Here is a 25,439-nt window from a genome sequence, read left to right as displayed (position 1 = left end):
GTGTTATTTCTGCACAGGCGTGTTGGCTGTGTCTTTGAAGACATAGCTCTTGTCGACCGTGATGACGACATCACGTGCGATCTTCACTTCAACAGTGTTCTTGGCGAGGTCGATGCTCTTGACAGTGCCATAGATGCCACCGCCAGTGATGACCTGCTGACCCTCTGCCAGTTCGTTCTGGAACTTCTGGATCTCTTTCTGTTTCTTCTGCTGAGGTCTGATCATGAAAAACCACATGATAGCGAAGATAGCGACCATCATGATGATAAAACTCATACCACCTCCCTGTGATGCCTGTGCGGCTAATACAATACTTGTCATGTTTTTTGTTTTTATTTATTGTTTTTGAGTTCTTCAATCTCTTTTTTGATCTCCTGAATGTCTGTGACATCAGAGATCGTCTCTCCCGTTGGCTCTTCTTTCTTGATGCGGGGTCTTGTCTTGGTGGGCTTGCCCTGCTTGTGAGGTGCCCTTGCGCTGACCGTCTTCTCCTTGCCGTATTTCTGGTTCTTGATCGGATCAATGTGTTTCATCAGTCGACCGGTGCGAATCAGGTTACGTGCGATGCTGTCGAGCATACCGTTGATGTAGCCGCCGCTCTTGTAGGTAGAATACAACTTGGCAATGTCTACATATTCGTTGATGGTGACACTGATGGGAATATTGGGAAGGGTCATCATCTCAGCAATGGCAATCTGCATGAGGATCACGTCCATATAGGCGAGACGGGAGAAGTCCCAGTTGCGAGAGGCTTCACTCATGTAGTGCTGGTATTCGTCTGCGTTGAGGATGGCCGAACGGAATAGTTTGCGTGCGAACTCCTTCTCTTCCTCGCTGTCCCATTCCGGCAGGAGTTCCTCCTTGGCACCGTTTTGCTCATTGAAGCGCTTGATGGTCTTCAGGACGAAGGTGTCGACGATCTCCTTGTCGTCGTTCCAGTACAGGCTCTGGTCTTCCAGGAGTGAATCCAGATCCTGGTTGTCTTGGATGAAGGTACGATACAACTTGCGCCACAACTCGCGGTCGGCCTCGTAGCTGTCCTCCTCGCTGTTCATATATTCCTGATAGATGTCGCTAGACTCAATCTGCTCGAAAAGTTGTCCCAAGAACATGGCAGAGTCTTCCCACGTCATCTTCTGAGTACTCATGAAGTCGTTAAGAGCTTTGATCTCACTCAACTGCAGTGCGAATCGGTTGTATACGAATTTCTGCGACGGCTCTTTTGTCCCTTCACGCTTGGCGCGCGCCTGTGCCACCTCCAACCTGCGTCCGGCTTCTTTAGTGACAGCGACAATCAAAGCTAGCAGATAGTTGTAAAGGTCATATGCCTTTGAGAGACTGAAGAAAAGTTCCTTTTCAGCCGAGTCGATGTTCTTGTTACCGTTTTGATAGTAAGCATAGGTTAACTGAACAATCTTAATTCTAATAATTTCCCTATTAATCATCTCACTTGATGCTTTTTATTTAGTTTTTTACCTTTAAAATGATTGAATCTAAGTGCAAAGATAGTTATTTTTCCGCTACCATGCAAGAAAGATACCATAAAATAGAGTAAAAATGTTGTTTTTTAGGCAAATATTTGGTTGGTAAGCAAAAAAGTGCTACCTTTGCACCGCTTTTTCTCAAAGCACTACGATATGCTCGTGTGATGGCGAATTAAGCAAAACAGTTTTAAACTTAATTTAGAGTAACACAATTATGAAAGAAATTAGCGTAAGTGGTCAGAAGCGTGCCACTACCGGTAAGAAGGCAACGAAAGAGTTGCGTAAGGAGGGTCTTGTTCCCTGTAACCTCTATGGTGAGAAGAAAGGCGAGAATGGTCTGCCTGAGGCTCTGGCATTTGCTATCCCTGCATCCCAGCTCCGCAAGGCTGTCTACACTCCTCATGTCTATGTTGTGAACCTGACCATCGACGGTGAGGCCCACAAGGCTGTTATGAAGGAGCTTCAGTTCCATCCCACAAGCGATGCTCTGCTCCATGTGGATTTCTATGAGGTAAGCGAGGAGAAGCCCATCACCATTGGTATTCCTGTTAAGCTCAATGGTCTGGCACAGGGTGTTCGTGACGGTGGTAAGCTGAATCTGGCTGAGCGTAAGCTGAACGTTACCGCTCCTTACAAGCAGATCCCCGAGGTACTTAATATCGACGTGACCAACTTGAACCTGGGTAAGGCCATTAAGGTTGCCGACCTGTCGTTCGAGGGTCTGGAGATTGCTACTCCTGCACAGGTTGTTGTATGCTCTGTGAAGGCTACACGTGCTTCACGTTCTGCAGCTGCCGCAGCTGAGAACGCTGGTTAAGTGTGAATTCCTTAGTACTGTAGGGAATGGACAAATACTTGATTGTTGGTCTGGGCAATGTCGGTGATGAATACGAACTGACCCGCCACAATACGGGATTTATGGTATTGGATGCTTTTGCGAAGGCATCCAATATTCATTTTGAAGACCGTCGGTACGGTTTTGTGGCCGAGACGTCGGTCAAGGGGCGTAAAGTGTTTCTGCTCAAGCCCTCTACGTTCATGAACCTCAGTGGGAATGCAGTCAGGTACTGGCTGAATAAGGAAAACATCGAACAGAACCGTCTGCTGGTCATCAGTGATGACGTAGCGCTCCCGTTGGGAGAGTTCCGTTTGAAGGGCAATGGCTCAAACGGTGGTCATAACGGCTTAGGACATATCCAACAGTTAATCGGACAGAACTATGCGCGCCTTCGTATGGGTATCGGAAACGATTTTCCCCGTGGCATGCAGGTCGACTGGGTTCTGGGGCGTTATAGCGAGGATGAGCTCAAGGAGCTTCAGCCTGCCATCGATCTGGGCGTGGAGATTATCCGTAGTTTTGTCTTGGCAGGCATAGATATCACCATGAACCAGTTTAATAAATTGGGAAAGCATGGACGAGGCCAGAGTTGACAAGTGGCTATGGGCCGCACGGATCTTTAAGACACGTTCTATTGCTGCCGATGCGTGTAAGAACGGTCGGGTCACAATTGGAGGTGTGAATGTAAAGCCCTCGCATATGGTGAAGGCTGGTGAGACAGTCTCTGTGCGTAAGCCGCCGGTGACTTACTCTTTTAAGATTCTGAAGACGATAGAACAGCGGGTAGGTGCAAAACTCTTGCCTGAGATCTATGAGAATGTGACGCCCCCTGATCAGTACGAACTACTGGAGATGAATCGTATCAGTGGTTTTGTGGATCGTGCAAGGGGCACGGGACGGCCAACCAAGAAAGACCGTCGTGCGATGGATGCGTTTATCAACGAAATGGAATAGGGTATGTTGCTGAATATTGTGTACATTATTGTTGGTGTGGCTCTTGTGCTCTGGGGTGCGGACCGTCTGACGGAGGGAGCCTCATCCTTGGCCCGTGGTATGCGTGTGCCGGAGATCGTGATTGGTCTGACGATCGTGGCTGCCGGTACGTCGGCACCCGAACTCTTTGTCAGTCTGGTGTCTGCCTTGAAAGGCACGTCCGATCTGGCTGTGGGTAATGTGATCGGTTCGAACATATTCAACACCATGCTCATCGTAGGCTGTTCGGCGCTGGTGGCTCCGATGGTCGTGTCGAAGACAACAGTCAAGAAGGATATCCCGTTTGCTGTGGTGGCCTCTTTTATGCTGTTTGCGTTGTGCTTTGACGATATGGACTCTCCTCACCTGTGGGGAAACGATATCAGCCGTTCCGACGGAATCATCCTGCTGGCAGGTTTCCTGGTCTTCATGATTTATACGTTCCGGGCAGCGAAGAACGACGGTCTGATGCCTACTCCCGAGGAACTGGACGAGAACAGTGAACTGCCCAAGGACTATTCCAAACTATGGCGGAATCTTGCCTTCATCGCATTGGGACTTGCCTGTCTGATTATCGGCAGTAACCTGTTTGTCGATGCGGCCTCGTATGTGGCTCATCGCTATGGTGTTCGTCAGAGTGTTATCGGTCTGACCATCGTGGCAGGCGGTACATCGTTGCCTGAGTTGGCCACGAGTGTCGTCGCAGCCTACAAGGGACGCTCGTCTATTGCCATTGGTAATGTGATAGGCTCCAACGTGTTTAATATCCTGCTGATTCTGGGAACGACGGCAGTGGTTCACCCGATGCGCATCATGGGTATCACGATTGTCGATCTGATGATGATGCTGGTGAGTGTCGGCATCCTCTGGCTGTTCGCTTATACAAAGTATGCCGTCTCGCGCCGTGAGGGTGCCTTGCTGGTATTGGGATTCCTTGCCTATATGGCTTGGCTGCTCTATCTGTTGTAAAAAAAACACAGGGGTACTTGTAGAACCCCCTTAAACAAAACAAGAATAATGAAACAAAAGAATGATCAGAAGGTCAGTGTGCTGTTCATGTCTTACGGCATACTGTTCTGCGTTTGCCTGATCACGGCAAACGTGTTAGAGACCAAGCAAATCTCGTTTGGTCCGGTGAATGTGACGGCGGGACTGATTGTGTTCCCCGTGAGTTATATCATTAACGATGTCGTATGCGAGGTGTGGGGCTATAGTCGTACGCGTCTGCTCATCTGGCTCGGGTTCGCCATGAACTTCCTGTTTGTGCTGTTCGGAGCCATTGCCGATGCCATCCCCGGTGCCTCCTATTGGGATGGTCAGGAGGGGTTCCATCAGATCTTCGGATTGGCACCCCGTATCGCGGCCGCATCGTTTATCGCCTTCCTGGCAGGCTCGTTTATCAATGCGTATGTGATGAGCCGGATGAAGCTGTCGGCCAAGGAAAGACGGTCTGCCGACTCGAATGGATTCATCAGAGACTTCTCGGCCCGTGCCATCTTAAGTACGGTGTTCGGTGAGCTGACCGACTCCCTTATCTTCTTCCCTCTGGCTCTGGGGTGGGTGATTCCCTGGGAGGAGATGCCGTCGCTGGTCATCTCGCAGGTGTTGCTCAAGACCTCTTATGAGATCGTGGCTCTGCCTATGACCATCCGTGTCGTGAAGTTCACGAAGGCCCACGACCATGAGGATGTGTACGACAAGGATATCAACTACAATATTTTCAAGATCAAGAGCTGATATGAGAGAAGACAAGTTACAGGCATTAGGTAAGAATACGACCTATCGGATGGACTATGCACCAGAGGTGTTAGAGACCTTTGTCAACAAGCATCCGGATAACGACTATTGGGTTCAGTTCAACTGTCCGGAGTTCACTTCGCTCTGTCCTATCACGGGACAGCCCGACTTCGCGGAAATCAAGATCATGTATATCCCGGGTGAGCGGATGGTGGAGTCGAAGAGCTTGAAGCTCTATCTGTTCAGTTTCAGGAACCATGGCGACTTCCACGAAGACTGTGTGAATATCATTATGAAAGATCTGGTGCGCTTGATGGATCCGAAGTATATAGAGGTGATAGGACTCTTCACACCCCGTGGTGGCATCAGCATCTATCCCTATGCCAACTACGGACGTCCAGGCACAAAATACGAACAGATGGCAGAGCAGCGCCTGCTCAACTATCAGGCTCGCTAAGACAGACAGACGGTCTCCCGAAAGAAGGGAGGCCGTTTTTCTGTCTGTGCCTGAAAAAGAGCGATATTTGAAAAAAAAAATGACTAAAATTCGCCCAATTCGATTTTATTTGTTATTTTTGCACCTCAAAAAACTATTGTCAGTATAATTATGGCTAAGAAGAAAATACAGTTCAGTCTCGTATATCGGGACATGTGGCAGTCTTCAGGTAAGTTCCAGCCACGTAAGGATCAGTTGGAGCGCATCGCTCCGGTAATCATTGATATGGGCTGCTTTAGTCGCGTTGAGACTAATGGTGGTGCCTTCGAGCAGGTGAACCTGATGGCCGGTGAGAATCCTAATGATGCCGTGCGCACATTCTGTAAACCATTCAACGAGGTGGGCATCAAGACCCACATGCTCGATCGTGGTCTGAACGCACTGCGTATGTATCCTGTGCCCGATGATGTACGTGCCTTGATGTACAAGGTAAAGCACGCACAGGGCGTGGATATCACCCGTATTTTCTGTGGTCTGAACGACACCCGAAACATTATCCCAAGTATCAAGTGGGCCAAGGAGGGTGGTATGACACCGCAGGCTACGCTCTGCATCACCACTTCACCTGTACATACGGTAGAGTACTACAGCAGGATCGCCGATGAGGTGATTGCCGCAGGCGCAGAGGAGATCTGTCTGAAGGATATGGCCGGTATCGGTCAGCCTGCCATGCTGGGCGCACTGACGAAGGCTATCAAGACCAACCATCCCGATATCATCATCCAGTATCATGGTCATTCTGGTCCTGGCCTTTCTATGGCTAGTATCCTGGAGGTGTGCAATAACGGTGCCGACATCATCGATACCGCCATTGAGCCGCTCTCTTGGGGTAAGGTTCATCCGGATATCATCTCAGTACAGTCGATGCTGAAGAACGAAGGCTTCGAGGTGGCTGATCTGAATATGAATGCCTATATGCAGGCCCGTACGCTGACCCAGGAGTTCATCGACGAATGGCTTGGCTACTTCATCAATCCTGCCAACAAGCATATGTCGAGCCTGCTGCTCGGCTGCGGACTCCCCGGTGGTATGATGGGATCGATGATGGCCGACCTGGGAGGCATCCAGTCTATGATCAACAAGCTGCGCCAGCAGAAGGGTGAGGCCGAGTTGACGATGGACGATATGCTCGTGAAGCTCTTCAACGAGGTGGAATATGTTTGGCCGCGCGTGGGTTATCCCCCATTGGTGACACCGTTCTCTCAGTATGTGAAGAACATCGCGCTGATGAACCTGCTCACCATCGAACAGGGCAAGGGGCGTTTCGTGATGATGGACGATGCCATGTGGGGTATGATCCTCGGTAAGAGCGGAAAGATTCCTGGTACCATCGATCCGGAGCTTGTGGAACTGGCTAAGAAGCAGGGTCGCGAGTTTACCGATGTCGATGCCCATACTCTGCTCAGCAATGCCCTTGACGACTTCAAGAAGGAGATGGACGAGAACGGATGGGACTACGGCAAAGACAACGAGGAACTCTTCGAGTTGGCTATGCACCCCGAACAGTATCGTGCCTTCAAGAGCGGACAGGCTAAGAAGCAGTTCCTGGCCGACCTGCAGAAGGCGAAGGATGCGAAGCTTGGTGGTGGTAAGATCTCGAAGGAAGAGATCGATGCCCTGAAGCATGCCAAGGCCGATGCCGTGAAGTCGCCTCTGGCCGGACAGCTCTTCTGGAGCTTCGGTGGTGAAGGTGTGATGGCACCGTGCGTGGAGCCGTTCATCGGTCAGAAATACAAGGAGGGAGATACCTTCTGCTACCTGCAGACGAAATGGGGTGAAATCGTTGAGATTCCCGCAGCCCTTGGCGGTAAGCTGGTTGACATCAGTGTGAAGCCCGGACAGAATATCCGTCAGGGTGACACCATCGCTTGGATAGAGCGTGAGGCGTGATCTGTGTTAAGCAGAAAATATGGACTATCAGAAAATCATTGACAAGTATTATCCGTCGGAGAATGAACTCCGGCGGATATTGCTTACACATAGCCGACAGGTGGCCGATCGTTGTCGGCGTATCGCCAGTGCCCATCCGGAGCTGAAGCTCGACGTGGATTTCCTGTACGAGGCTGCCATGCTCCATGACATTGGTATTCTGGCTTGTGATGCGCCTGCCATCGAGTGTTTTGGTCCGGAGCCCTATATCTGTCATGGTATTATCGGTGGACGGATGTTACGTGAAGAGGGATTCGTGCGCCACGCTCAGGTCTGTGAGCGCCATACAGGAACAGGCATCAGTAGGGAGCAGATCATCCGTCAGCAGCTGCCCCTTCCCTTGGACGGCTGCTATGAGCCCGAGACCTTGGAGGAGCAAGTGGTCTGCTATGCAGACAAGTTCTATTCCAAGAGTCATCCTGAGATGGAACGCACGGTAGAGCAGACGGCCCGTAGTCTGGAGAAGTTTGGTGAGGCCGGCTTGAAGCGTTTCTTCCGTTGGGTAGACATGTTCGAATAGTCGAGAGGTAAGAGTTAAGAATTAAGAAATTTACAACTGCTGAGGCAATTTTTCTTAACTCTTAATTCTTAATTCTTATTTTATTAGTACCTTTGCACCGTGAAAAGGAAATCAGCCCTGATTCTGATGCTTTTCGTCATCATCGTGGTGATGGCGGAAGGATCGTTGTCTTTTGTCTCCAAGGCACCTGTCTATGGGACCAATGACAGCATCCCGACTGATACGACGGTGTCCGTTCCTGTTGATACCCTGTTGAGGCGGAGTGCCGCCGCCGCAGCCAGGATGAAACGCGATACCACCACGATGGACTCTCTGGAATTGGCTATTTACAGGCATAACAAGGCTATAGACGACTCGTTGGCGCTTGACAGTATCAACCGGAGCCGGAAGAGTGGTATCGACTCTCCTGTAGAGTATTCGGCCAACGATTCCCTGACCTATGAGGCGGAGTCTGGTCTGGCTCACCTTTTTGGAGAGTCGACGGTGAAATACCAGAATATGGACCTCTCGAGCGATAAGATCTATATGAGCCTCGACAGTAGCCTGGTGCATGCGACGGGCTCGATAGACAGCACGACACACCAGTTGGCCAAGACACCGGTCTTCAAGATGGGCAGCGACGAATATGAGAGCGATACCATGGCCTTCAACTTCAAGACGAAGAAGGGCCTGATTACCGAGGTGTATACCCAGCAGGAGGAAGGTTACCTGACCAGTAAGTTGTCGAAACGTGGTGCCAATGGCGAGATGTTCCTCGAACATGGCCGTTATACGACCTGTGACGATCCCCATCCCGACTTCTATCTGGCCTTGTCGAGGGCCAAGGTACGTCCGGGCAAGGACGTGGTGTTCGGTCCGGCTTATCTCGTGGTGGCCGATGTGCCGCTGCCGTTGGCCATCCCTTACGGTTTCTTCCCCTTTACGAAGAGCTATTCCAGTGGTATCATCATGCCGACCTATGGCGATGAGATGTCGCGAGGTTTCTATCTGCGCGATGGCGGTTATTACCTTGCGCTGAGCGATAAGGTGGACCTGAAGCTCTTGGGCGAGATCTATACGAAAGGCTCATGGGGCCTGTCGGCAGCCTCGAACTATAAGAAGCGCTATCGCTATTCAGGATCCTTCTTTGCCAGTTATCAATCGACGGTCACTGGCGAGAAGAATATGCCGGATTATATGAAGACGAACAGCTTCAAGCTGACTTGGCGGCATCAGCAGGATCCGAAGGCCAACCCCTTCAGCACGCTCTCTGCAAACGTCAATTTCTCTTCTGTCGGCTATGAGCGGAATAACCTGACATCGCTGTATAACCCGCAGAGACTGGCACAGTCGAAGCGCACCTCTTCTGTAGCGTGGAGCACGGGCTTCTCCAGCATTGGCATGACACTCAGCTCGACGATGAACCTTGAACAGAATATGCGTGACTCTACTATCGGTGTGACACTGCCTGGTCTGGATATCTTCATCTCGCGCTTCTATCCCTTCAAACGGAAGAAGGCGGCAGGCGCACAACGATGGTACGAGAAGATCTCGATGTCATATACCGGGCGCTTGGAGAACAAGATTCTCACCAAGGAAGACCTGTTGTTGAACTCCAGTCTGAGTAAGGACTGGAAGAATGGCATGTCGCACTCGATACCTATCAAGGCCGATCTCACGCTCTTCGGTTTCCTGAATATCAGTCCTTCGTTCAACCTGACCGACCGTACCTATCTCAATAAGATACATAAGTCGTGGGATACGGAGCATCAGCGAGAGGTCACGGATACGTTGAGCGGTTTCTATAACGTATACAACTGGAACTTCAATGTGACTGCGACGACCGATGTGTACGGCTTCTGGATTCCCAACCGTAAGCTCTTCGGAGATAAGGTCCAGGCTATCCGCCATGTGTTTACACCGACCATCAGCTATAGTCATGCTCCCGACTTCAGTGCCAGTCGTTATGGTTACTACAAGAAATACATGAAGACCGACTTGGACGGTAATGTGACGGAGGTGGAGTATTCGCCTTTCCAGAATGGTCTCTACGGTGTGCCGGGTAAAGGTAAGAGCGGTTCTCTTTCCGTGAATCTGTCGAACAATCTGGAGATGAAGGTCAAGTCTGATGATGATTCTACGGGTTATAAGAAGATCAGTCTGATCGACGAGTTCGGTCTTGGTATGAGTTATAACTTCTCTTCCAAGATCCAACCCTTGAGTCCGCTTGATGTCTCCCTGCGCCTGAAGCTCTCGAAGAGTTATACCTTGAGTCTGAAAGGTTCATTCGCTTCGTATGTCTATGAACTCGACAGTGTGGGCAATCCCCGGTTGAGCGACACCAGGACCTATTGGGAGCGTGGAAAGATCGGTCGTTTCCAGGGTATATCGCAGAATATCAGCTATACGCTCAACAACGAGAAGGTGGGCAACCTCTTCAAATGGCTGAGAGGCGAGAAGGTAGAGAAGAAGAAAAAGGCGGAAGAAGAGGACGACGACGATCTTGACGACCTCGACTCCAACATCGACAAGGAGATGGAGCGAGCCAAGCACGTCCAGTCGAAAGAGTCGTCCAAGGCCGAGACCGACGAGGATGGCTATCTGGCATTCAAGATGCCATGGAATATCAGCCTCAGTTATGGTGTGACCATGCGTGAGGATACCGACGTGAAGCGATTCAACAAGAAGACGATGCGCTATCCATATACGTTCTCCCAGAACCTGAACATCAGCGGTAGTCTGCGAATCAGTGATGGATGGAACATCTCTTTCTCCTCAGGTTATGACTTTGACTATAAGAAGATATCCATGACCACGGCCTCGTTGAACCGCGACCTGCATTGCTTCAACATGTCGTGTAGTGTTACGCTGGCTCCTATTACCAGCTATAACTTCTCGTTCAGGTGTAACGCTTCGACGCTCACCGATGCTCTGAAGTACGACAAGCGCAGTGGCTTCTCGAACGCCGTGCAGTGGTATTGATAGATCCTACTTGATAGCTGATAAGAATGGCAGCACTCCCGACGATGATTCAAGACCTGGCCCTGATCCTGATGGTGGCCGGTATCGTGACGCTTATATTCAAGAAGTTAAGACAGCCGCTTGTGCTGGGCTATATCGTGGCCGGCTTCCTGGTGAGTCCTAACATGCCTTATACGACCTCTGTGGTCGACTCTGCCAATATCCATCTGTGGGCCGACATCGGTGTGATGTTCCTCTTGTTCTCCTTAGGACTGGACTTCTCGTTTAAGAAGATCCTGAAGATGGGCGCCTCGCCTGTCATCTCTACCTGTACCATCATCTTCTGTATGTCGATACTTGGAGTCTGTGTGGGACATTCCTTCGGCTGGGAGAAGATGGACTGTATCTTCCTGGGCGGTATGCTGGCCATGTCGTCGACGACGATTATCTATAAGGCCTTCGACGATCTGGGTCTGCGCCAGCAGCAGTTTGCTGGACTGGTAATGAGTGTGCTGATACTCGAGGATATTCTGGCCATCGTGATGATGGTGATGCTTAGTGCCATCGCCCGAGGACAGGACCTCGAGGGTGGTCAGATGCTTGAGGCCGTGGTGCGTATCGGTTTCTTCCTGGTGCTATGGCTGGTCGTGGGCATCTTCGCCGTACCGTTGTTCCTGCGTTCTGTCCGTCGTCTGATCAATGGCGAGGTGCTGTTGGTCGTCTCCTTAGGACTGTGCTGTGCCATGGCCGTCTTCTCCACGAAGGTCGGCTTCAGTTCCGCCTTTGGTGCGTTCATCATGGGAAGCATCTTGGCCGAGACCGTCGAGGCCGAGCGTATCGAGCGCCTGGTCGAGCCAGTGAAGAACCTCTTCGGTGCTGTGTTCTTCGTGTCGGTGGGTATGCTTGTCGATCCGAGGATCCTGGTCGACTATGCCCTGCCGATAGTCGTGCTGGTGCTGACGATCCTGATCGGTCAGGCCGTGTTCGGCACCTTCTCCTTCATGCTGGGCGGTGAGTCGCTGAAGTCGGCCATGCGTTGTGGCTTCTCCATGTCGCAGATCGGTGAGTTCTCGTTTATCATCGCCTCGTTGGGCTTGTCGTTGGGTGTGATCAGTCATTTCCTATATCCTGTGGTCGTGGCCGTCTCCGTCATCACCACGTTCCTCACCCCATATATGATACGCTTGGCCACCCCAGCCTATAACCATCTGGAGCATCATCTGTCCGAACGAATGGTCCGTTCGCTTAACCATATGTCGATGAGTCATCCTCATACCCAGGAGCAGAGCAAGTGGAAGCGTTTGCTCACGCAGATGACTATCAACACACTGATCTATTCCATCCTGTCGTCGGCCACCATCGTCCTGATGTTCACCTTCGTGCTGCCCTTTATGCGGAAACTGCTGCCAGGATGGGAACTGCATTGGTATGCCAATGCCATCACAGGCATCCTCACCGTACTTATGATCTCTCCCTTCCTCCGTGCCATGGTCATGAAGAAGAATCATAGCGAGGAGTTCAAGGGTTTGTGGAAGGAGAGCAGCCGCAACTATTTCCCGTTGCTGTTCACGATACTGGTGCGCATACTGATTGCCGTCAGTTTCATCTTCTATATCTGTAACTATCTGAGTCGTTTCACCAACGCTCTGATGATCACCATCGGCTTCGTGGTCATCATCCTGATCATCTTGTCGCGCCGCATCAAGCATCGTAGCATCGCTCTGGAGCGGCTCTTTATCCAGAACCTCCGTTCACGTGATATCGAGGCCCAGGTGCATGGAAAGAAACGTCCGCTCTATGAGGGGCGCCTGCTGGATCGTGATATTCACATCGCCGACTTCGAGGTGCCGTCTAACTCGACCTGGATGGGTAGTACGCTGAAGCAGCTGAACTTCGGTCAGAAGTATGGTGTCCATGTGAGTAGCATTCTGCGTGGTGGTCGTCGCATCAATATCCCTGATGGCGACTGTGTCATCTTCCCTGGTGATGTCCTTCAGGTGATTGGTAGTGATGCGCAGTTTACGGCCTTCCGCGAAGCCATGGAGAGAGAGCAGTGGGGCGTTGACCCTGAGTTGGAGAAGCGCGAGATGAAGCTACGCCAACTGATCATTGCCAGCGATAGTCCGTTTATCGGAAAGACACTCATCGAGAGTGGTATCCGTGAGACCTACAGTTGTATGGTCGTGGGTCTTGAAGAGGGAAAGGAAAGTCTTTCGGCCTACAGACCCAACAGGAAGTTCCAGGTAGGCGATATCATCTGGGTGGTAGGAGAGCGCGACTCGTTGGCCGCCCTCCTCGACACCTGACGATCAGTCGTTGAAGCCAGCCGTCAGCTCGCAGATCTTCACGATGACCTGCATGGCTTTCTCCATCGATTGGATGCTCACAAACTCATAAGGCCCGTGAAAGTTCACGCCTCCAGCGAAGATGTTGGGGCAGGGCAGGCCCTTGAAGGACAGTTGGGCACCATCCGTACCGCCACGGATAGGTTTCACCTTAGGCGCCACACCACAGTCCTGCATGGCGTGTAACACCAGGTCAATCACATGCATCTGTGGATCGATCTTCTCCTTCATATTGTAATATTGGTCCTTGATCTCGGCTGTCACCGTTCCCTCACCGTATTTCTCGTTCATCTGGTTGACGCAGCACAGCATCATGCGCTTACGGTCCTCGAACTGCTCACGGTCGTGGTCACGGATGATATAGCTCAGCTTGGCCCCCTCGACGTTCGACTGGATGCCCAGCAGATGGTAGAAGCCCTGATAGCCCTCTGTGGCCTCTGGCGTCTCGTCCTCGGGCAGCAGATTGGCAAACTCGGCAGCCAGGTTGTTGGCATTCACCATCTTCCCCTTGGCATAGCCCGGGTGCACGCTCACGCCCTTGATATGAATCTTCGCGCTGGCAGCGTTGAAGTTCTCGAACTCCAGCTCGCCCACGTCGCCGCCGTCCATCGTGTAGGCCCACTCACAGCCGAACTTCTCCACGTCGAAATGGTGGGCGCCCATGCCTATCTCCTCGTCGGGGTTGAAGGCGATGCGGATATTGCCGTGTCTGATCTCCGGATGGTCGCGCAGGTAGCACATCGCCTGAACGATCTCGGCGATGCCGGCCTTGTCGTCGGCTCCCAGCAGCGTGTGTCCGTCGGTGACGATCAGGTCTTCGCCCACGTGCTTCAGCAGCTCCGGGAATCTCTTCGGACTGCTGATGATGCCCTCGGAGAGCAGGATGTCTGAGCCGTCGTAGGCTCTGACGATGCTGGGTCTGATGTCGGCACCAGAACAGTCGGGACTGGTATCATAGTGGGAGATGAAGCCGATGGTAGGGATGTCGTCCTTGGTGTTGGCCTTCAGTGTGGCGTAGATATAACCTTTCTCATCCATCTCTACGTTGCTGAGACCCTCGTCCTCAAGCTCTTTCTTCAGGTATTCTGCGAAAACAAGTTGTTTGGGGGTACTGGGCACGCTGTCGCTCTCTTCCGATGACTGCGTGTCGAACTTCGTATAGTTTAAAAAACGTTCAGTAATATCCATATCGGTTGCAAAAATACGAAAAAGGAATCAGATAAACGAGGAAAATCCTCTTTTTATCTGTTTTTTGGGGGAAAAGTGAAATAAGATCTTTTTTTGTCGTATCTTTGCAACTCACAGTCAACTATTAAATATTAAAACAACAAAAACAATAACGATGAAACAGAAACCTCTCTGGATGCTTATTGTCATCCTTCTTTTCTGCGGTATGACGGCTCAGGCCCAGAGTGCCGACAAACAAGAATCCAAGCCCTATCTGTCAGTGAGACAGTTGCCCGACCTTCTGAAGTGGTTGCCTGCCCCTCCTGATACTACCAGCGAGGCGTTCGTTCACGATATCATGCGTTATATGTGGGGCAAGACCCAGCGTCTCGACTCCGTCCGTGCTGCCATCGCCATCCGCGATGCCGTCTGGGATATCGACTCCACCCTTGCAGCCTATTATGTGCCCTTCGGTATGGAGATCACCAAGGAGAAGACCCCCGAGATCTATACCCTGATGGAGAGAAGCATCAAGACCTGCGACCAGATTGGCGGCAAGGCCAAGTGGTTCTACAGACGTAAGCGTCCGTTCCAGCGCATGCACGAGCATATGCTCACCCGCCACGAGGAGCCCGGACTCGTCCACAACGGCTCCTATCCCTCTGGTCATACCATCCGCGGATGGAGTGCCGCCCTGTTGCTCTCCGAGATCAATCCGGCAGCAGCCGACACCATCCTGGCCCGTGGTATGATGTATGGCGACAGCCGCGTCATCGTCGGCGCCCACTGGCAGAGCGATATCGACGCAGGCCGCCTGGCCGCAGGTGCCGCCTGTGCCGCCCTCCACACCAGTCGGGAGTTCCTCGACCAGTTGGCCAAGGCCCGTGCCGAGTTCCTTCGCCTGACGGGCAAGAAAGATTAGTATTCTTTAATCTATATAGTGCCCCCGAAAGATTGTGATTTATCTTTCGGGGGCACTATATCTCTTGAGCAATCAATCTCATTAATCCTCTTTGGGTTTAGAGAGTGGCTCTGCAGCCATTCCTTGAAGAGAGTCTTCTTCAACATCCTGCATGTTGATCTCCTTCACCTCTCCGATAGGAGTGTTCCTGTAGTTCAGATACATGGCCTTGGCCATTTCGCTCATCACACGCTTATAGAACTGTTCATCCTCGAAGAGTTTCGAGAAGGCATCCATCTGTTCCATATAGCACTTCTGCGCCACCTTGTCGAACTCTTTGGGGAAAATGCTGGTCTCGAACATCTGGGCGTCGTTGTTCTTGGCCTGTTTCTTCAGGGCCTTGCCAGATCTCACCATCTTGTCGTAGATGGTTTCCACAATCACCCTGTCGGCCTCCGTGAACTTGCCGGCATACATGATGTTAATCTTCTCGATGATATTTGCCAGCAAGTCTGTCTTTTCTTCAGGTTTCTTACCTTGTGTGCCCTTTTCAGGATTCACCGTCTTGTCTTTCTCCGTTGGCTTCAGTTCAATGGATCCAGAAAAGGTCTCAGTCAGTTTGTTATTGATCAGTGCCAGTTTGTTGCTCAGATCCACTTTCTCGTGCGCTTTCTTTGGAATAATCCGATAGAAGAACTCCGCAAAGATATAAGACTTATACAGTTCTCTATCGAACGTGCGCACCACCTGCGCCATATAGGCATAGAAGCGGATGAAGTTCTTCAGCAACGAGCGGACCTTAAACTGTTCGTCCTCCACCAGAGTTTCATACGCTTGCAGGGCTGGTTTCAGAGCCGAAGCCAGTTTACCCATATCCTTGTCGCCTTGCTTGCGCTTGGCGTAGATCTGATAGACCTTCTCCTCATCGTCAGTGTTCCACAGATGATATTTCTTCAACTCCGTGTCGTATTCATACACCACGTTCACATCCACGGCATCGCTCAGCAGGGTTTCCTCATAGAACGGCTGGAACGACTTCTTGATGTCATCAGCCGTATTGATAAAGTCCAGAATATAAGTGTCCGTCTTTCCCTTATGACTCCGATTCAGTCGTGACAGCGTCTGCACGGCCTTTACGCCTCGCAGTTTCTTATCCACGAACATCGTATGCAGCAACGGCTCATCAAAGCCCGTCTGGTACTTATCAGCCACAATCAACACATTATACATATCGCTATTGAAGAACAGCGGCAACTGCTTCTCCGATATCTTCTGCTCATCCGTGCTGTTCAGTTTGCTCTCCGTATATTCCTCGCCCTGATATTTCACAGTACCAGAGAATGCAATCAGCGGACGCACATCATCGTAGCCCATCTTCTTGCAATACTCCTTCAGTAGGAACAGATACCTCACCGCATGAGCTCTCGATGGCGACACAATCATGGCTTTGGCCTGGCCGTCAATCTTCGAAAGCGTAATATCACGCAACTTCTCCACCATTACTTCTATTTTCTGCTGCAACACAAAGCCGTGCGTGTCGTGATAGTTCTTGATGGCCCTCGTAGCTGGCATTTCCTCATACTCAGGATTCTCCGATATGGCTTTGGCTATCTCGTAACTCGTCTCGATGGTGGTATAGTACTTTAATACATCAAGGATAAAGCCCTCGTCGATGGCCTGACGCATGGAATAATGATGGAAGGCATCATAGGTACCATCAGTTTTCATCACGCCAAAGGTCTGTAGCGTCTTTGGCTTGGGCGTAGCCGTGAAGGCGTAGAAATAGAGGTTCTTGTGCTTGCCCTGTGCCAACAGCGTTTCTGTCATCACATCCATGCTGTCCTTCAGCTCTTCTTCCGTCTTCTCTTCCCATGCCGCCATCTCTCTCAGCGCCTCGTCAGTATCGGCCAGCGCCTCTTTCAGTTTCTCTGCACTCTTACCGCTCTGCGAACTGTGAGCCTCGTCAATCACAATAGCAAAATTCTTCTGAGCATGTCCGTCCAGTTCTTTATAGATGAGTGGGAAACGATGAATAGTCGTAATGATGATACGTTTCTTGTCGTTGATGGCATCCTTCAGTTTCGAAGAGTTATCGCTATCCGTGATGGTCTCTATCTGTCCCAACTTATGGTCGAAGCCCAGGATGGTGTCTTGCAACTGATTGTTCAGAATCCTTCGGTCTGTCACCACAAACACCGACTGGAACATCTCTTTATCTTCCAGGTTATGCAGCGATGCCAACCTGTAGGTGAGCCAGGCAATGGAGTTCGACTTTCCACTACCGGCACTATGCTGGAGCAACCAACTCTTGCCCTCCTTCTGGGCCTTCGTGTCGGCAATCAGCTTTTCTACAACATCCAACTGATGATAACGTGGGAAGATGATCTTCTTCGATTCTGTGGTTACCTTCTTGCCATTCACCAACTTCACCTTCTTCTCTACCTGCAGACTGATATAGCGTTGCAGCAGTGCCAGCAGCATATCCCTACGCAGCACCTTTTCCCACAAATAACTTGTTGGATAGCCATCAGGATTGGCTGGATTGCCACCATCACCAATATTACCAGCACCATTACTGCCCTGATTGAATGGCAGGAAGAACGTGTTTTCGCCTTTCAACTCGGTGGTCATAATCACCTCCTCCAGATCCACGCCGAAGTAAGCCAGTATGCGGTTGTTGAACTGGAACAAGGGTTCTTTGGGGTCGCGATCGTACATATATTGGTGTTTGGAGTTCTCCACCGTCTGATTAGTGAACTGGTTTTTCAGTTCCAAGGCCACGAGGGGGATTCCGTTTACAGACAGCACCATATCGATGGAGTTTTTGTTCTCTGCCGAATAAAAGAACTGACGGGTTTCTGTCAGGATATTGGCCTTGTATTTCTCAACCAACTCCTCATTCAGTCCTGATGCAGGCTCGAAATAGACGAACTTCAATCCGATGCCGCGGTCTTTGATACCATTTCGCAGCACATATATCAAACCATTTTGCGCCACATTGCTCTGGAATATCTTATAGAGCTGCTGTCGAGCCTGTTCGCCATAGATATTCATATAGCGTTCCCATTGTTTGGGTTGTGTCTTCTCGATAAACTCAATAAGGGTAGACATGTCTATGGCCTTTTTCTTGTCATAGGTCCACATATTGCCCTTCACATAGCCGCCTTCACCCAGCAGCCAGCTCTCAATATCCTGTTCGAAGTTCTTCTCTTTCGTTTCCATACGCTAATCTATTTCAAGAGGAAATGAATCTATTATCTGTGATATTGGCGATTGCTCACAGCAAAGATTAATCTCTTCGTTCGTCAGCCCCAACATATTTAATATACAGCAAGTAAGCAGTATCTTGCATTTCTCTGTCAGCCAATAAAGATCTTCGCCTTCTACGGCCAAAGACTTTTCTTCGTCAGGGAATAAATGTGAATACTTGTGCCGAGAGTCTGTTAGTACTTTGGCATTGATATTACATTTTCGTATTGCTTCTATGTCATTAAACTGATTAAGCAAGACATTAATTTGGTCTTCATATTTTTTAATGTTTTTCCCGTCTTTCTTATTTATGAACCTCTTATGATAACCATCTAATGCTTGTGCTATTATCAAGAAATCAGGGATGTCAAACCTATTGTTATTTTTGAGCGAGTTAATTAAGTAATGACTTATAGGAGCCACTTCCTCAAAATTTGAATGCCATAGTTGTAGCATTGATGGAAGTTTTACCTTCAGTTCCTTTAATTTTATTACTGAACGGAATCCCGGATCATATGACGCTTCTTTCTTGAATAGTAACTTTCGCGTATTATTATCGCCTTCAATAACAAATTCAACATTTTGAGGGTCTTGTATACCAAATAATGCAATAGACAAGAATTGCGTAAATTCTTTAATCTGTCTAATATATGATTTCAAAGGAATAGGCTCTGTAGCACGAATTTCGAAATAGGGCGATGGCTTAATCTGATAACCTCGAATATCATTAACAATTGAATTGTTTTGGTTCAACACCCATAGTGAGGCTTTATCAACAGAAGCTTCAAAAATGTTGATTGTCTGAAAAGGAATTGTTAAATAGAAAAACTTGTCCTCATGGTGATAATAAGTATTTATTACATTTTGTGTTTCGTAAAAAGTCCAATTTACTAAATGCGAATATGTAACAATACACCGACTATATTTGTTGTAATCCAAAGATAGGACATGTTCGCCCATAAGTATCATATCTACAACAAATTTTGAACAGCTAAAGTCATCCAACTGCTGTTCATTCATCATCACGTTGAATAGCGTAAAGATATGCCCGTTGGCATCTTTTCCCCAAATTACAGCATTTTGATGGTAATGCCTCGAATGAAAGTTACTGGGTGTATGGTATAATTCCAATGTGCTGTTTTTATCCCCATAATACGTCAAAGTGCCAGTATATTTACGCTCATGGCCCATCATTCCTTCTGGTTGAAGGAACGTCATACGGGTGTCGTGGTCTGCCACTGCTGGAACCCACCATTCACCATGAAATATCTGGGGATTATTGCTCATATTTATTGTCCGTTTTAGAAATAATATGGTTATGTTGCGAGGTTATTTAGTAGGCCTTCAAAAATACTCTCATTTTTTTCTCTTTGTTCTTTATCAGTATATATAAAATCTATACGATTGGAATTATAAAGAAGCTGCAAGTTTATTCCCATATCAAGCAAATTATTCTTGACATCACTCCCTGTAGCTGTATTTAGAGTAATGAAAACGATGCGTTTGTTAATCATTTGTGGATTAGCAAAATTTGATATTTGCTCAAATAGATTTTTAAAATACACACCATCAATATATCCTAATGATAAGCCAAAAAATATTATGGTTTTAGCCTGTAATGATTCAGTAACGATTGCGCTTGATTTGTAGTTTTCATCCATTGACTTTTGGAGGGATCGATATTCTTTGGGTATATTAGGATCATCATGAAAGCCAAATATGATATTATTTCTTTCAACCGTTCCATGCACAGGGATATAGCCTGCCTTGAAATTTGGGTCTATATCCGAAAGAATTCTCGATAATGGTGTGTAATTATATGAAAACAGTTTAATAGGGAAATATCTATCCGATGTTTTATCTTTTTTCGCTCCGACGTATGCTTCTAGTAGCCTATAAGCATATGAATCCTTCTTGACAGACGACTTTGAACCCTCCGCAATAAAACTTGCCAATTGGGTCTTAAAAGTATTATAATCTTGAATATCTCTCTCTATTTTACTAGTTTTATATTTGAGGTATGGTTTCTCAGCTCTAAGCAAAGCATACTCATGTAGAGTGCGTTCAAAATCAAACCAATTGCCTGGAACTTTCTCAACTACAAATTGGAACAAATCATCTTCATTAGTACGGAATGCTCTCCATCCATCATGCTTTTCATAGAAAGATTTATAGCTAGTATCCCAGCCTAAATCCAGATCAAAGCCGTTTCCCAAGACTATAACCGTTTCCGTATTCATATCACCTCCTTTTTACCAGTTACGTACTCGTAGATGACAGATTTCTTATAGTCCTTCAGCTCCTCTATCTTCGCTTGCTTAATAGCTATCAGAGCATCGATTTCTGCGCATTTAGTGTCAAGATAGGAGGCGATGGATTGTTGCTCGGAGAGAGGAGGCATTGGTAAATAAAACAACTTCAATTGGTCTGCTGGAAGTCTCCATCTTCCCATACCAGAAACACCTTGTCCAAGATGATAAAAGATCTTTTCTTTATAGCATGTTTGGAAAATTTTCAAGTAATAAGACAGGGATATTTGAGTTTTATCTATTGCTCTAAAGACACGATAATCAGGACTCGTCACTCCAACTTGTTTTGAACAATCAACGTAACCAGTCAATAAGTCCATGTGATTCATAACATAATCATGTACATCTACTAACTGATATTTTGAATAGTCTTGAGCTATTTGTCCCTCGTTCTTTGTAAGGTCTTTAACTTTTATACCATTTTGAGTTACAGATAAAACATCATATCCCAATGTGCCCGCTATGATTTTCTTAATCACAAAGATTCTTCTAAATTGATGTAGGTTCCAATGCTCTGGCACTTCTCCAATCCAATCAATCCCACTATCCTTCATAGGCACATCAGGATTTAGGCCTTTGGTGACAGCCTCTGTGATAACAGATTGCTTATACGCTTTCAATTCCTCTATCATATGCTCTTGCAGGGCTATCATCTCATCCACCTCTCCACATACCTTATCCAAATAGTTGGCTATCTTTTGCTGCTCGGAGAGAGGAGGAAAAATAATTGTAGTACTTCCTAGAAGTCTTTGCGGAACACTAAACAACTTCACGCCATTAACACTAGAACGAATCTGTGACCTCCAGCAATCTGTTTTAAAGAGATAACTAAGATAATTATTTGGCGTTGAAGATTGGTATTTTGCGATAATTGTATGATAGCCTGCGAATATGGCATTATCCCTATCAATATATACGCAATTACCACAACCATCCAGATCCTCTGATGTGTCTGCAAAAATCACATCACCCTTTTTCACCAATGAGGATGCATTGCCATCAAGGAATCTATCAGGAACATACCTAATTAATTCATCTTTAATGGTCGTCCCTGTATTTGTTTTTGAGTGTATTTGGCCATAACTAATCACAGGAATACCTTCTTCAACCAAATCGGATTTTGTGATAGATAAACCTTTGCTTAACTCATACATCTGCTTGAAAGGCATCACTTCCCACTCCTTTGGAATCTCGCCAATCCACTCTATGCCGCTATGTCGCATCTCTCTGCTCATCGTCTTAATCCTTCTGTTGAATTTTTATTCGACAAACCTCTCGTTCGGCAAAGCTCAAACGAGTTTGGCTTTGCTCTCTCTTAATCGGCTTGTTCATAATAATAAGAATAATCGATACCCTTCATGAATGTCTCACGGTCATTAATCTTATCTGTCAGGGCCTGCTTGAGCAGTTGCTTGATATGGGTGCTATCCGTCTGACTTTCAATCATGGCGTTCAGGTATTCCTTCTTCCCAACCTTACTCCAATCCACGCATAATCCTATTCGTTTTTTTAGGATTAAATCGAGCCAAATACGCGTAGAGCGGCCATTGCCTTCCATAAACGGATGGGCCGCATTCATCTCCACATATTTATCGATTATCTCTTCGAACGTGTTCTCTGGCATCTGCTCAACGGTTTGTAAATAGTTATGCAGATGTTCTGCCAGGCAGAACAGAGTGTTGCCTTTCGAAATGGTCTTTGTGCGAATCTTACCTGCAAAGTCGTAGAGACCGCCAAACAGATAAGCATGAATCTGCTGTAGTGCTTTGATGGTGCCAGGCTTTAGCGTTTCCATCAGTCCACTCTCAAACAGTGTATAGGCCTTCTTCTGACTCTGTCCGTCGATGGTGGTATCGCTATAGGTGAACCATTCCAGGAATGCATGGGCACGGTTGTTGGGATAGTGCTTGGCTAATGTCTGAACACAATCGGCATCAAGCGCATCAGCTGCACGCTGTTTGCCGTCGGGGGCTTGGAATTTCAACTCGTGAGTGACACTCACGAGTTGAATGCCCTCTGTATTAAGTTTCCTTTTGAGCCAACGCCAATAGTTACCAGCCTTCACATAATCATCCTCATCGTTGATGGCACGCACGATGTCTGTGGCTGAGAACCACCATTTGTTGTTCTCATCGTCCCACACGGCACGCACCTCGCGGTCGTTGAAAAAACGTATTGACTTCTTGCTCATCGTCCCATGATTTTAGCCATTAACGCACTCTCCTGCTGCTCCAACTCCTGCAGGTGGGCAAAGATTTCTTCGCTCTTGCGAGGTGCCTCATATTTATAGAACTCGCGAGTGAAGGGAATCTCGTGGCCTATCTTGCTGGCCTTCATATCCACCTTCGCCTCTGGCGCATAGGGATAGACATTCTTCTGTATATAGGCCTCGATGTCTTCCTTGAAGGGCACATTCTCTGTGTCTTTTCCCTTGTTGGGCAGTTTGATAGCCACCTTGGTGAACTTGAAGTCGTCGCAGTCCTTCACCTTGCTTTCTACAGTCAGTTCACCGTCTTCATACACGCCATCCTCAAAAGCCATATAAGCATTGGCTATCAGGTCGATGCAGCGGTCGGTAAACTCATTGCGCTTGTTGCCCAACGACTTGCGACGCTTCTCGCAGCACTTGCTGGCGTCAATCAGTTGCACCTTGCCTGTACGCTTTGGCTGCTTGTCCTTAGTGACAATCCAGATGTAGGTGGCAATACCCGTGTTGTAGAACATATCGTTGGGAATCTGCACGATGGCTTCCAGCCAGTCGTTGTCGAGCAGATAACCACGGATATTGCTTTCGCCACTACCAGCATCACCCTTGAATAATGGTGAACCGTTCTGAATAATCGCCATACGCCCCGTATCTTTCAGCTTGGCAATGCCATTGAGCATAAACAACTGCTGACTGTCGCCAATGGCAGGCAAGCCAGGGGCAAAGCGACCTGCATCGCCACGCTTGTGCTCTTCCTCCACCTTGCTCTTCTCGTTCTTCCACTCAATGCCAAAGGGCGGATTCGAGATGATATAATCGAAGGTGTAGCCCTCGAATTTATCATCGCTCAGGGTGTTGCCGTGACGCATATTTTCTGCATCGCCACCCTTGATCAGCACATTGGCCTTGGCAATGGCGAAGGTCTGCTCGTTTAGCTCCTGTCCGAACTCGGTGATCTGTGCCTCAGGGTCGATCGCCAACAACTTTTCAGAGAGACAGTCGAGCATCTGACTGGTACCCATCGCCATATCGTAGACAGTAGCCGTTACACCCTCTTTTTCAAGTTGGTCGCGTTGCGGAGCCACCAGCATCTCTGCCATCAGATAGATGATGTCGCGAGCGGTGAAGTGGGCTCCTGCCTGCTCGTCATAACTCTCAGAGAACTTACGTACCAGTTCTTCGAAGATGTATCCCATATCGACCGCGCTGATCTCGTCGGCACCCATATAGGCTTTCTTTGAGCAGAACTCCTGAATCACATTGTAGAGGATGCCGTTGTGGTCGAGTTTTGTGATTTCCTTGTCGAAATCGAACTTCTCGATGATATCCACCACATTCTCAGAAAAATGGTTCAGGTAACTGCGGAAGTTGTCGGCAATATTATCTGCATCTGACAGCAACCCCTCAAACGTAAAGGGAGAGACATTATAAAAGTCATAGCCGGAGGCAGTAGTCAGAAAGCCCTTTCTTACGGCCAGTCCCCGCTGCTCGCAAAGGTCATTGGCCTTCAGCACCGCCTCCTTGGTGGGGGCCAGCGTATCAGAGAAGCGCTTGATGACACACATGGGCAAGATGACATTGCCATACTCGTGGGGTTTATAGGTTCCCACCAGTTTATCGGCTATGGCCCAAATGAGGTTGGCCTTCTCCTGTATATTGACGGTTGTTCGTTTCTGTAAATCTTCTGTTGACATGTGTTATGATATATGTTTTAGGATCAACTCGTGAAAATCATCGCAAATATACAAATTTTTTGGTGAAATAAAGAATCTTTGTGTACATAATATCTTAGGAAAGGGGAAATTACTTAGAATTTCCCCGACAAAGTGTTGCTTATGACTTGGGCCGAGGTCAAGAACATCGGAGATGAGAGCGTAGGCGCGAGTTTGGGGTGATTTTGCTATTAGCTTGATAATGAGGCGGTTATGCCTATGTAAGAAGGGGGGGTCTTTCCCTCAAAGAGATAGGGTCTATGAGTCGTGGAGATAGGGTTTACGAGTGAAAGGGATTATCTCTATACCCTATAAGGGATTATCTCTTTCTCTCGTAAGTGCCATTCCTTACAGTCTTGGAGATTATCTCGTCAACTATAAAGAGGCGGGTTTGGTCGGAGTAAACCCAATCGTTACTCCGGGCAAACTAAAAGTCTATTGCGACTGAACTGAAAATGAACTTTTTCTTGACATCAGGCGTGACCCTTCTGGTGGTACTGTCGTGCCAGCCAGTGGTTCAGCAGGGCGAAGAACAGCAGGCAGATGAGCGTGGGAACGACGAGGCTCGTGCTCGGAGCGCATGTTGTGATTCGTCAATGGAATGAAATGATTGTAGCCGTCGCGTATTGGCCTG

21 protein-coding genes are annotated in these 25,439 nt (G+C 48.4%); 12 read left to right on the top strand and 9 right to left on the bottom strand.

The genetic code is table 11. The features are described 5' to 3' along the window. Positions 1–3: 3 nt before the first annotated feature. Positions 4–321, bottom strand: coding sequence for a preprotein translocase subunit YajC (yajC, locus tag BLU99_RS07930; RefSeq protein ID WP_091900890.1), 318 nt, complete (start codon positions 319–321; stop codon positions 4–6). An 11-nt stretch (positions 322–332) separates the two neighbouring features. Further along, on the bottom strand, positions 333–1,445 hold the full coding sequence (gene nusB, locus BLU99_RS07925; RefSeq protein WP_091900888.1) for a transcription antitermination factor NusB: 1,113 nt from the start codon (positions 1,443–1,445) through the stop codon (positions 333–335). A gap of 253 nt (positions 1,446–1,698) precedes the next feature. Here nusB and BLU99_RS07920 point away from each other — a divergent pair, with 253 nt between their 5' ends. From BLU99_RS07920 to BLU99_RS07875, 10 genes are all read left to right on the top strand, one after another. Next, positions 1,699–2,301 carry a 50S ribosomal protein L25/general stress protein Ctc gene (locus BLU99_RS07920; RefSeq protein WP_091900886.1) on the top strand — a complete coding sequence of 201 codons (603 nt, stop codon included), beginning with the start codon at positions 1,699–1,701 and terminating at the stop codon, positions 2,299–2,301. A gap of 26 nt (positions 2,302–2,327) precedes the next feature. Beyond that, positions 2,328–2,915 carry an aminoacyl-tRNA hydrolase gene (gene pth / locus BLU99_RS07915; RefSeq protein ID WP_091900884.1) on the top strand — a complete coding sequence of 196 codons (588 nt, stop codon included), beginning with the start codon at positions 2,328–2,330 and terminating at the stop codon, positions 2,913–2,915. Then, positions 2,896–3,276 carry an RNA-binding S4 domain-containing protein gene (locus tag BLU99_RS07910; RefSeq protein WP_091900881.1) on the top strand — a complete coding sequence of 127 codons (381 nt, stop codon included), beginning with the start codon at positions 2,896–2,898 and terminating at the stop codon, positions 3,274–3,276. Before pth ends, BLU99_RS07910 begins: the two co-directional genes overlap by 20 nt. A gap of 3 nt (positions 3,277–3,279) precedes the next feature. Continuing rightward, positions 3,280–4,263 carry a calcium/sodium antiporter gene (locus BLU99_RS07905; RefSeq protein WP_091900879.1) on the top strand — a complete coding sequence of 328 codons (984 nt, stop codon included), beginning with the start codon at positions 3,280–3,282 and terminating at the stop codon, positions 4,261–4,263. Positions 4,264–4,311: 48 nt separating this feature from the next. Beyond that, positions 4,312–5,031: a queuosine precursor transporter gene (locus BLU99_RS07900; protein WP_091900877.1), complete on the top strand. Its 720-nt coding sequence runs from the start codon at positions 4,312–4,314 to the stop codon at positions 5,029–5,031. Between the two features lies 1 nt (position 5,032). After that, positions 5,033–5,488 carry a preQ(1) synthase gene (gene queF, locus BLU99_RS07895; RefSeq protein ID WP_091900875.1) on the top strand — a complete coding sequence of 152 codons (456 nt, stop codon included), beginning with the start codon at positions 5,033–5,035 and terminating at the stop codon, positions 5,486–5,488. A gap of 150 nt (positions 5,489–5,638) precedes the next feature. Continuing rightward, positions 5,639–7,417 (top strand): oxaloacetate decarboxylase, encoded by a 1,779-nt coding sequence (locus tag BLU99_RS07890; RefSeq protein WP_091900873.1) that lies wholly within the window; start codon positions 5,639–5,641, stop codon positions 7,415–7,417. A gap of 19 nt (positions 7,418–7,436) precedes the next feature. Beyond that, a complete protein-coding gene (locus BLU99_RS07885; RefSeq protein ID WP_091900871.1) occupies positions 7,437–7,976 on the top strand; it encodes an HD domain-containing protein in 540 nt (179 codons plus the stop codon). 99 nt (positions 7,977–8,075) lie between these two features. Then, on the top strand, positions 8,076–10,937 hold the full coding sequence (locus BLU99_RS07880) for a putative LPS assembly protein LptD (RefSeq protein ID WP_091900869.1): 2,862 nt from the start codon (positions 8,076–8,078) through the stop codon (positions 10,935–10,937). 26 nt (positions 10,938–10,963) lie between these two features. Next, complete coding sequence (locus BLU99_RS07875; protein ID WP_091900866.1) at positions 10,964–13,222, top strand: cation:proton antiporter; 2,259 nt, start codon at positions 10,964–10,966, stop codon at positions 13,220–13,222. 3 nt (positions 13,223–13,225) lie between these two features. On the opposite strand, the gene pepT is transcribed toward BLU99_RS07875, so the two are convergent. Then, positions 13,226–14,449, bottom strand: coding sequence for a peptidase T (gene pepT, locus BLU99_RS07870; protein ID WP_091900864.1), 1,224 nt, complete (start codon positions 14,447–14,449; stop codon positions 13,226–13,228). 154 nt (positions 14,450–14,603) lie between these two features. Between pepT and BLU99_RS07865 the strand changes: the two genes are divergently transcribed. Beyond that, on the top strand, positions 14,604–15,350 hold the full coding sequence (locus BLU99_RS07865) for an acid phosphatase (protein ID WP_091900862.1): 747 nt from the start codon (positions 14,604–14,606) through the stop codon (positions 15,348–15,350). Positions 15,351–15,431: 81 nt separating this feature from the next. On the opposite strand, the gene BLU99_RS07860 is transcribed toward BLU99_RS07865, so the two are convergent. From BLU99_RS07860 to BLU99_RS07835, 6 genes are all read right to left on the bottom strand, one after another. Then, positions 15,432–18,551, bottom strand: coding sequence for a type I restriction endonuclease subunit R (locus BLU99_RS07860; protein WP_091900860.1), 3,120 nt, complete (start codon positions 18,549–18,551; stop codon positions 15,432–15,434). A 3-nt stretch (positions 18,552–18,554) separates the two neighbouring features. After that, positions 18,555–19,865 carry an ApeA N-terminal domain 1-containing protein gene (locus tag BLU99_RS07855; protein WP_091900858.1) on the bottom strand — a complete coding sequence of 437 codons (1,311 nt, stop codon included), beginning with the start codon at positions 19,863–19,865 and terminating at the stop codon, positions 18,555–18,557. Positions 19,866–19,894: 29 nt separating this feature from the next. Continuing rightward, the gene (locus BLU99_RS07850; RefSeq protein WP_091900856.1) at positions 19,895–20,818 is read right to left on the bottom strand and encodes an AbiH family protein; all 924 of its coding nucleotides are present in this window, start codon (positions 20,816–20,818) and stop codon (positions 19,895–19,897) included. Then, on the bottom strand, positions 20,815–22,122 hold the full coding sequence (locus BLU99_RS07845; RefSeq protein WP_091900854.1) for a restriction endonuclease subunit S: 1,308 nt from the start codon (positions 22,120–22,122) through the stop codon (positions 20,815–20,817). The genes BLU99_RS07850 and BLU99_RS07845 overlap by 4 nt, the downstream gene beginning before the upstream one ends. 80 nt (positions 22,123–22,202) lie before the next feature. Further along, positions 22,203–23,078 carry a protein adenylyltransferase Fic gene (gene fic / locus BLU99_RS07840; RefSeq protein ID WP_091900852.1) on the bottom strand — a complete coding sequence of 292 codons (876 nt, stop codon included), beginning with the start codon at positions 23,076–23,078 and terminating at the stop codon, positions 22,203–22,205. After that, positions 23,075–24,787 (bottom strand): type I restriction-modification system subunit M, encoded by a 1,713-nt coding sequence (locus tag BLU99_RS07835; protein ID WP_091900850.1) that lies wholly within the window; start codon positions 24,785–24,787, stop codon positions 23,075–23,077. Before BLU99_RS07835 ends, fic begins: the two co-directional genes overlap by 4 nt. Before the next feature lie 473 nt (positions 24,788–25,260). On the opposite strand from BLU99_RS07835, the gene BLU99_RS12280 reads away from it, so the two are divergent. Continuing rightward, the gene (locus BLU99_RS12280) at positions 25,261–25,410 is read left to right on the top strand and encodes a hypothetical protein (RefSeq protein ID WP_176771085.1); all 150 of its coding nucleotides are present in this window, start codon (positions 25,261–25,263) and stop codon (positions 25,408–25,410) included. The last annotated feature ends 29 nt before the right edge of the window (positions 25,411–25,439 follow it).

The sequence above is a fragment of the Prevotella sp. lc2012 genome (genome assembly GCF_900107065.1).
GTDB lineage: Bacteria > Bacteroidota > Bacteroidia > Bacteroidales > Bacteroidaceae > Prevotella.
The sequence above is the reverse complement of the archived record's forward strand: the minus strand, read 5'-3'. Positions and strand labels throughout refer to the sequence as shown.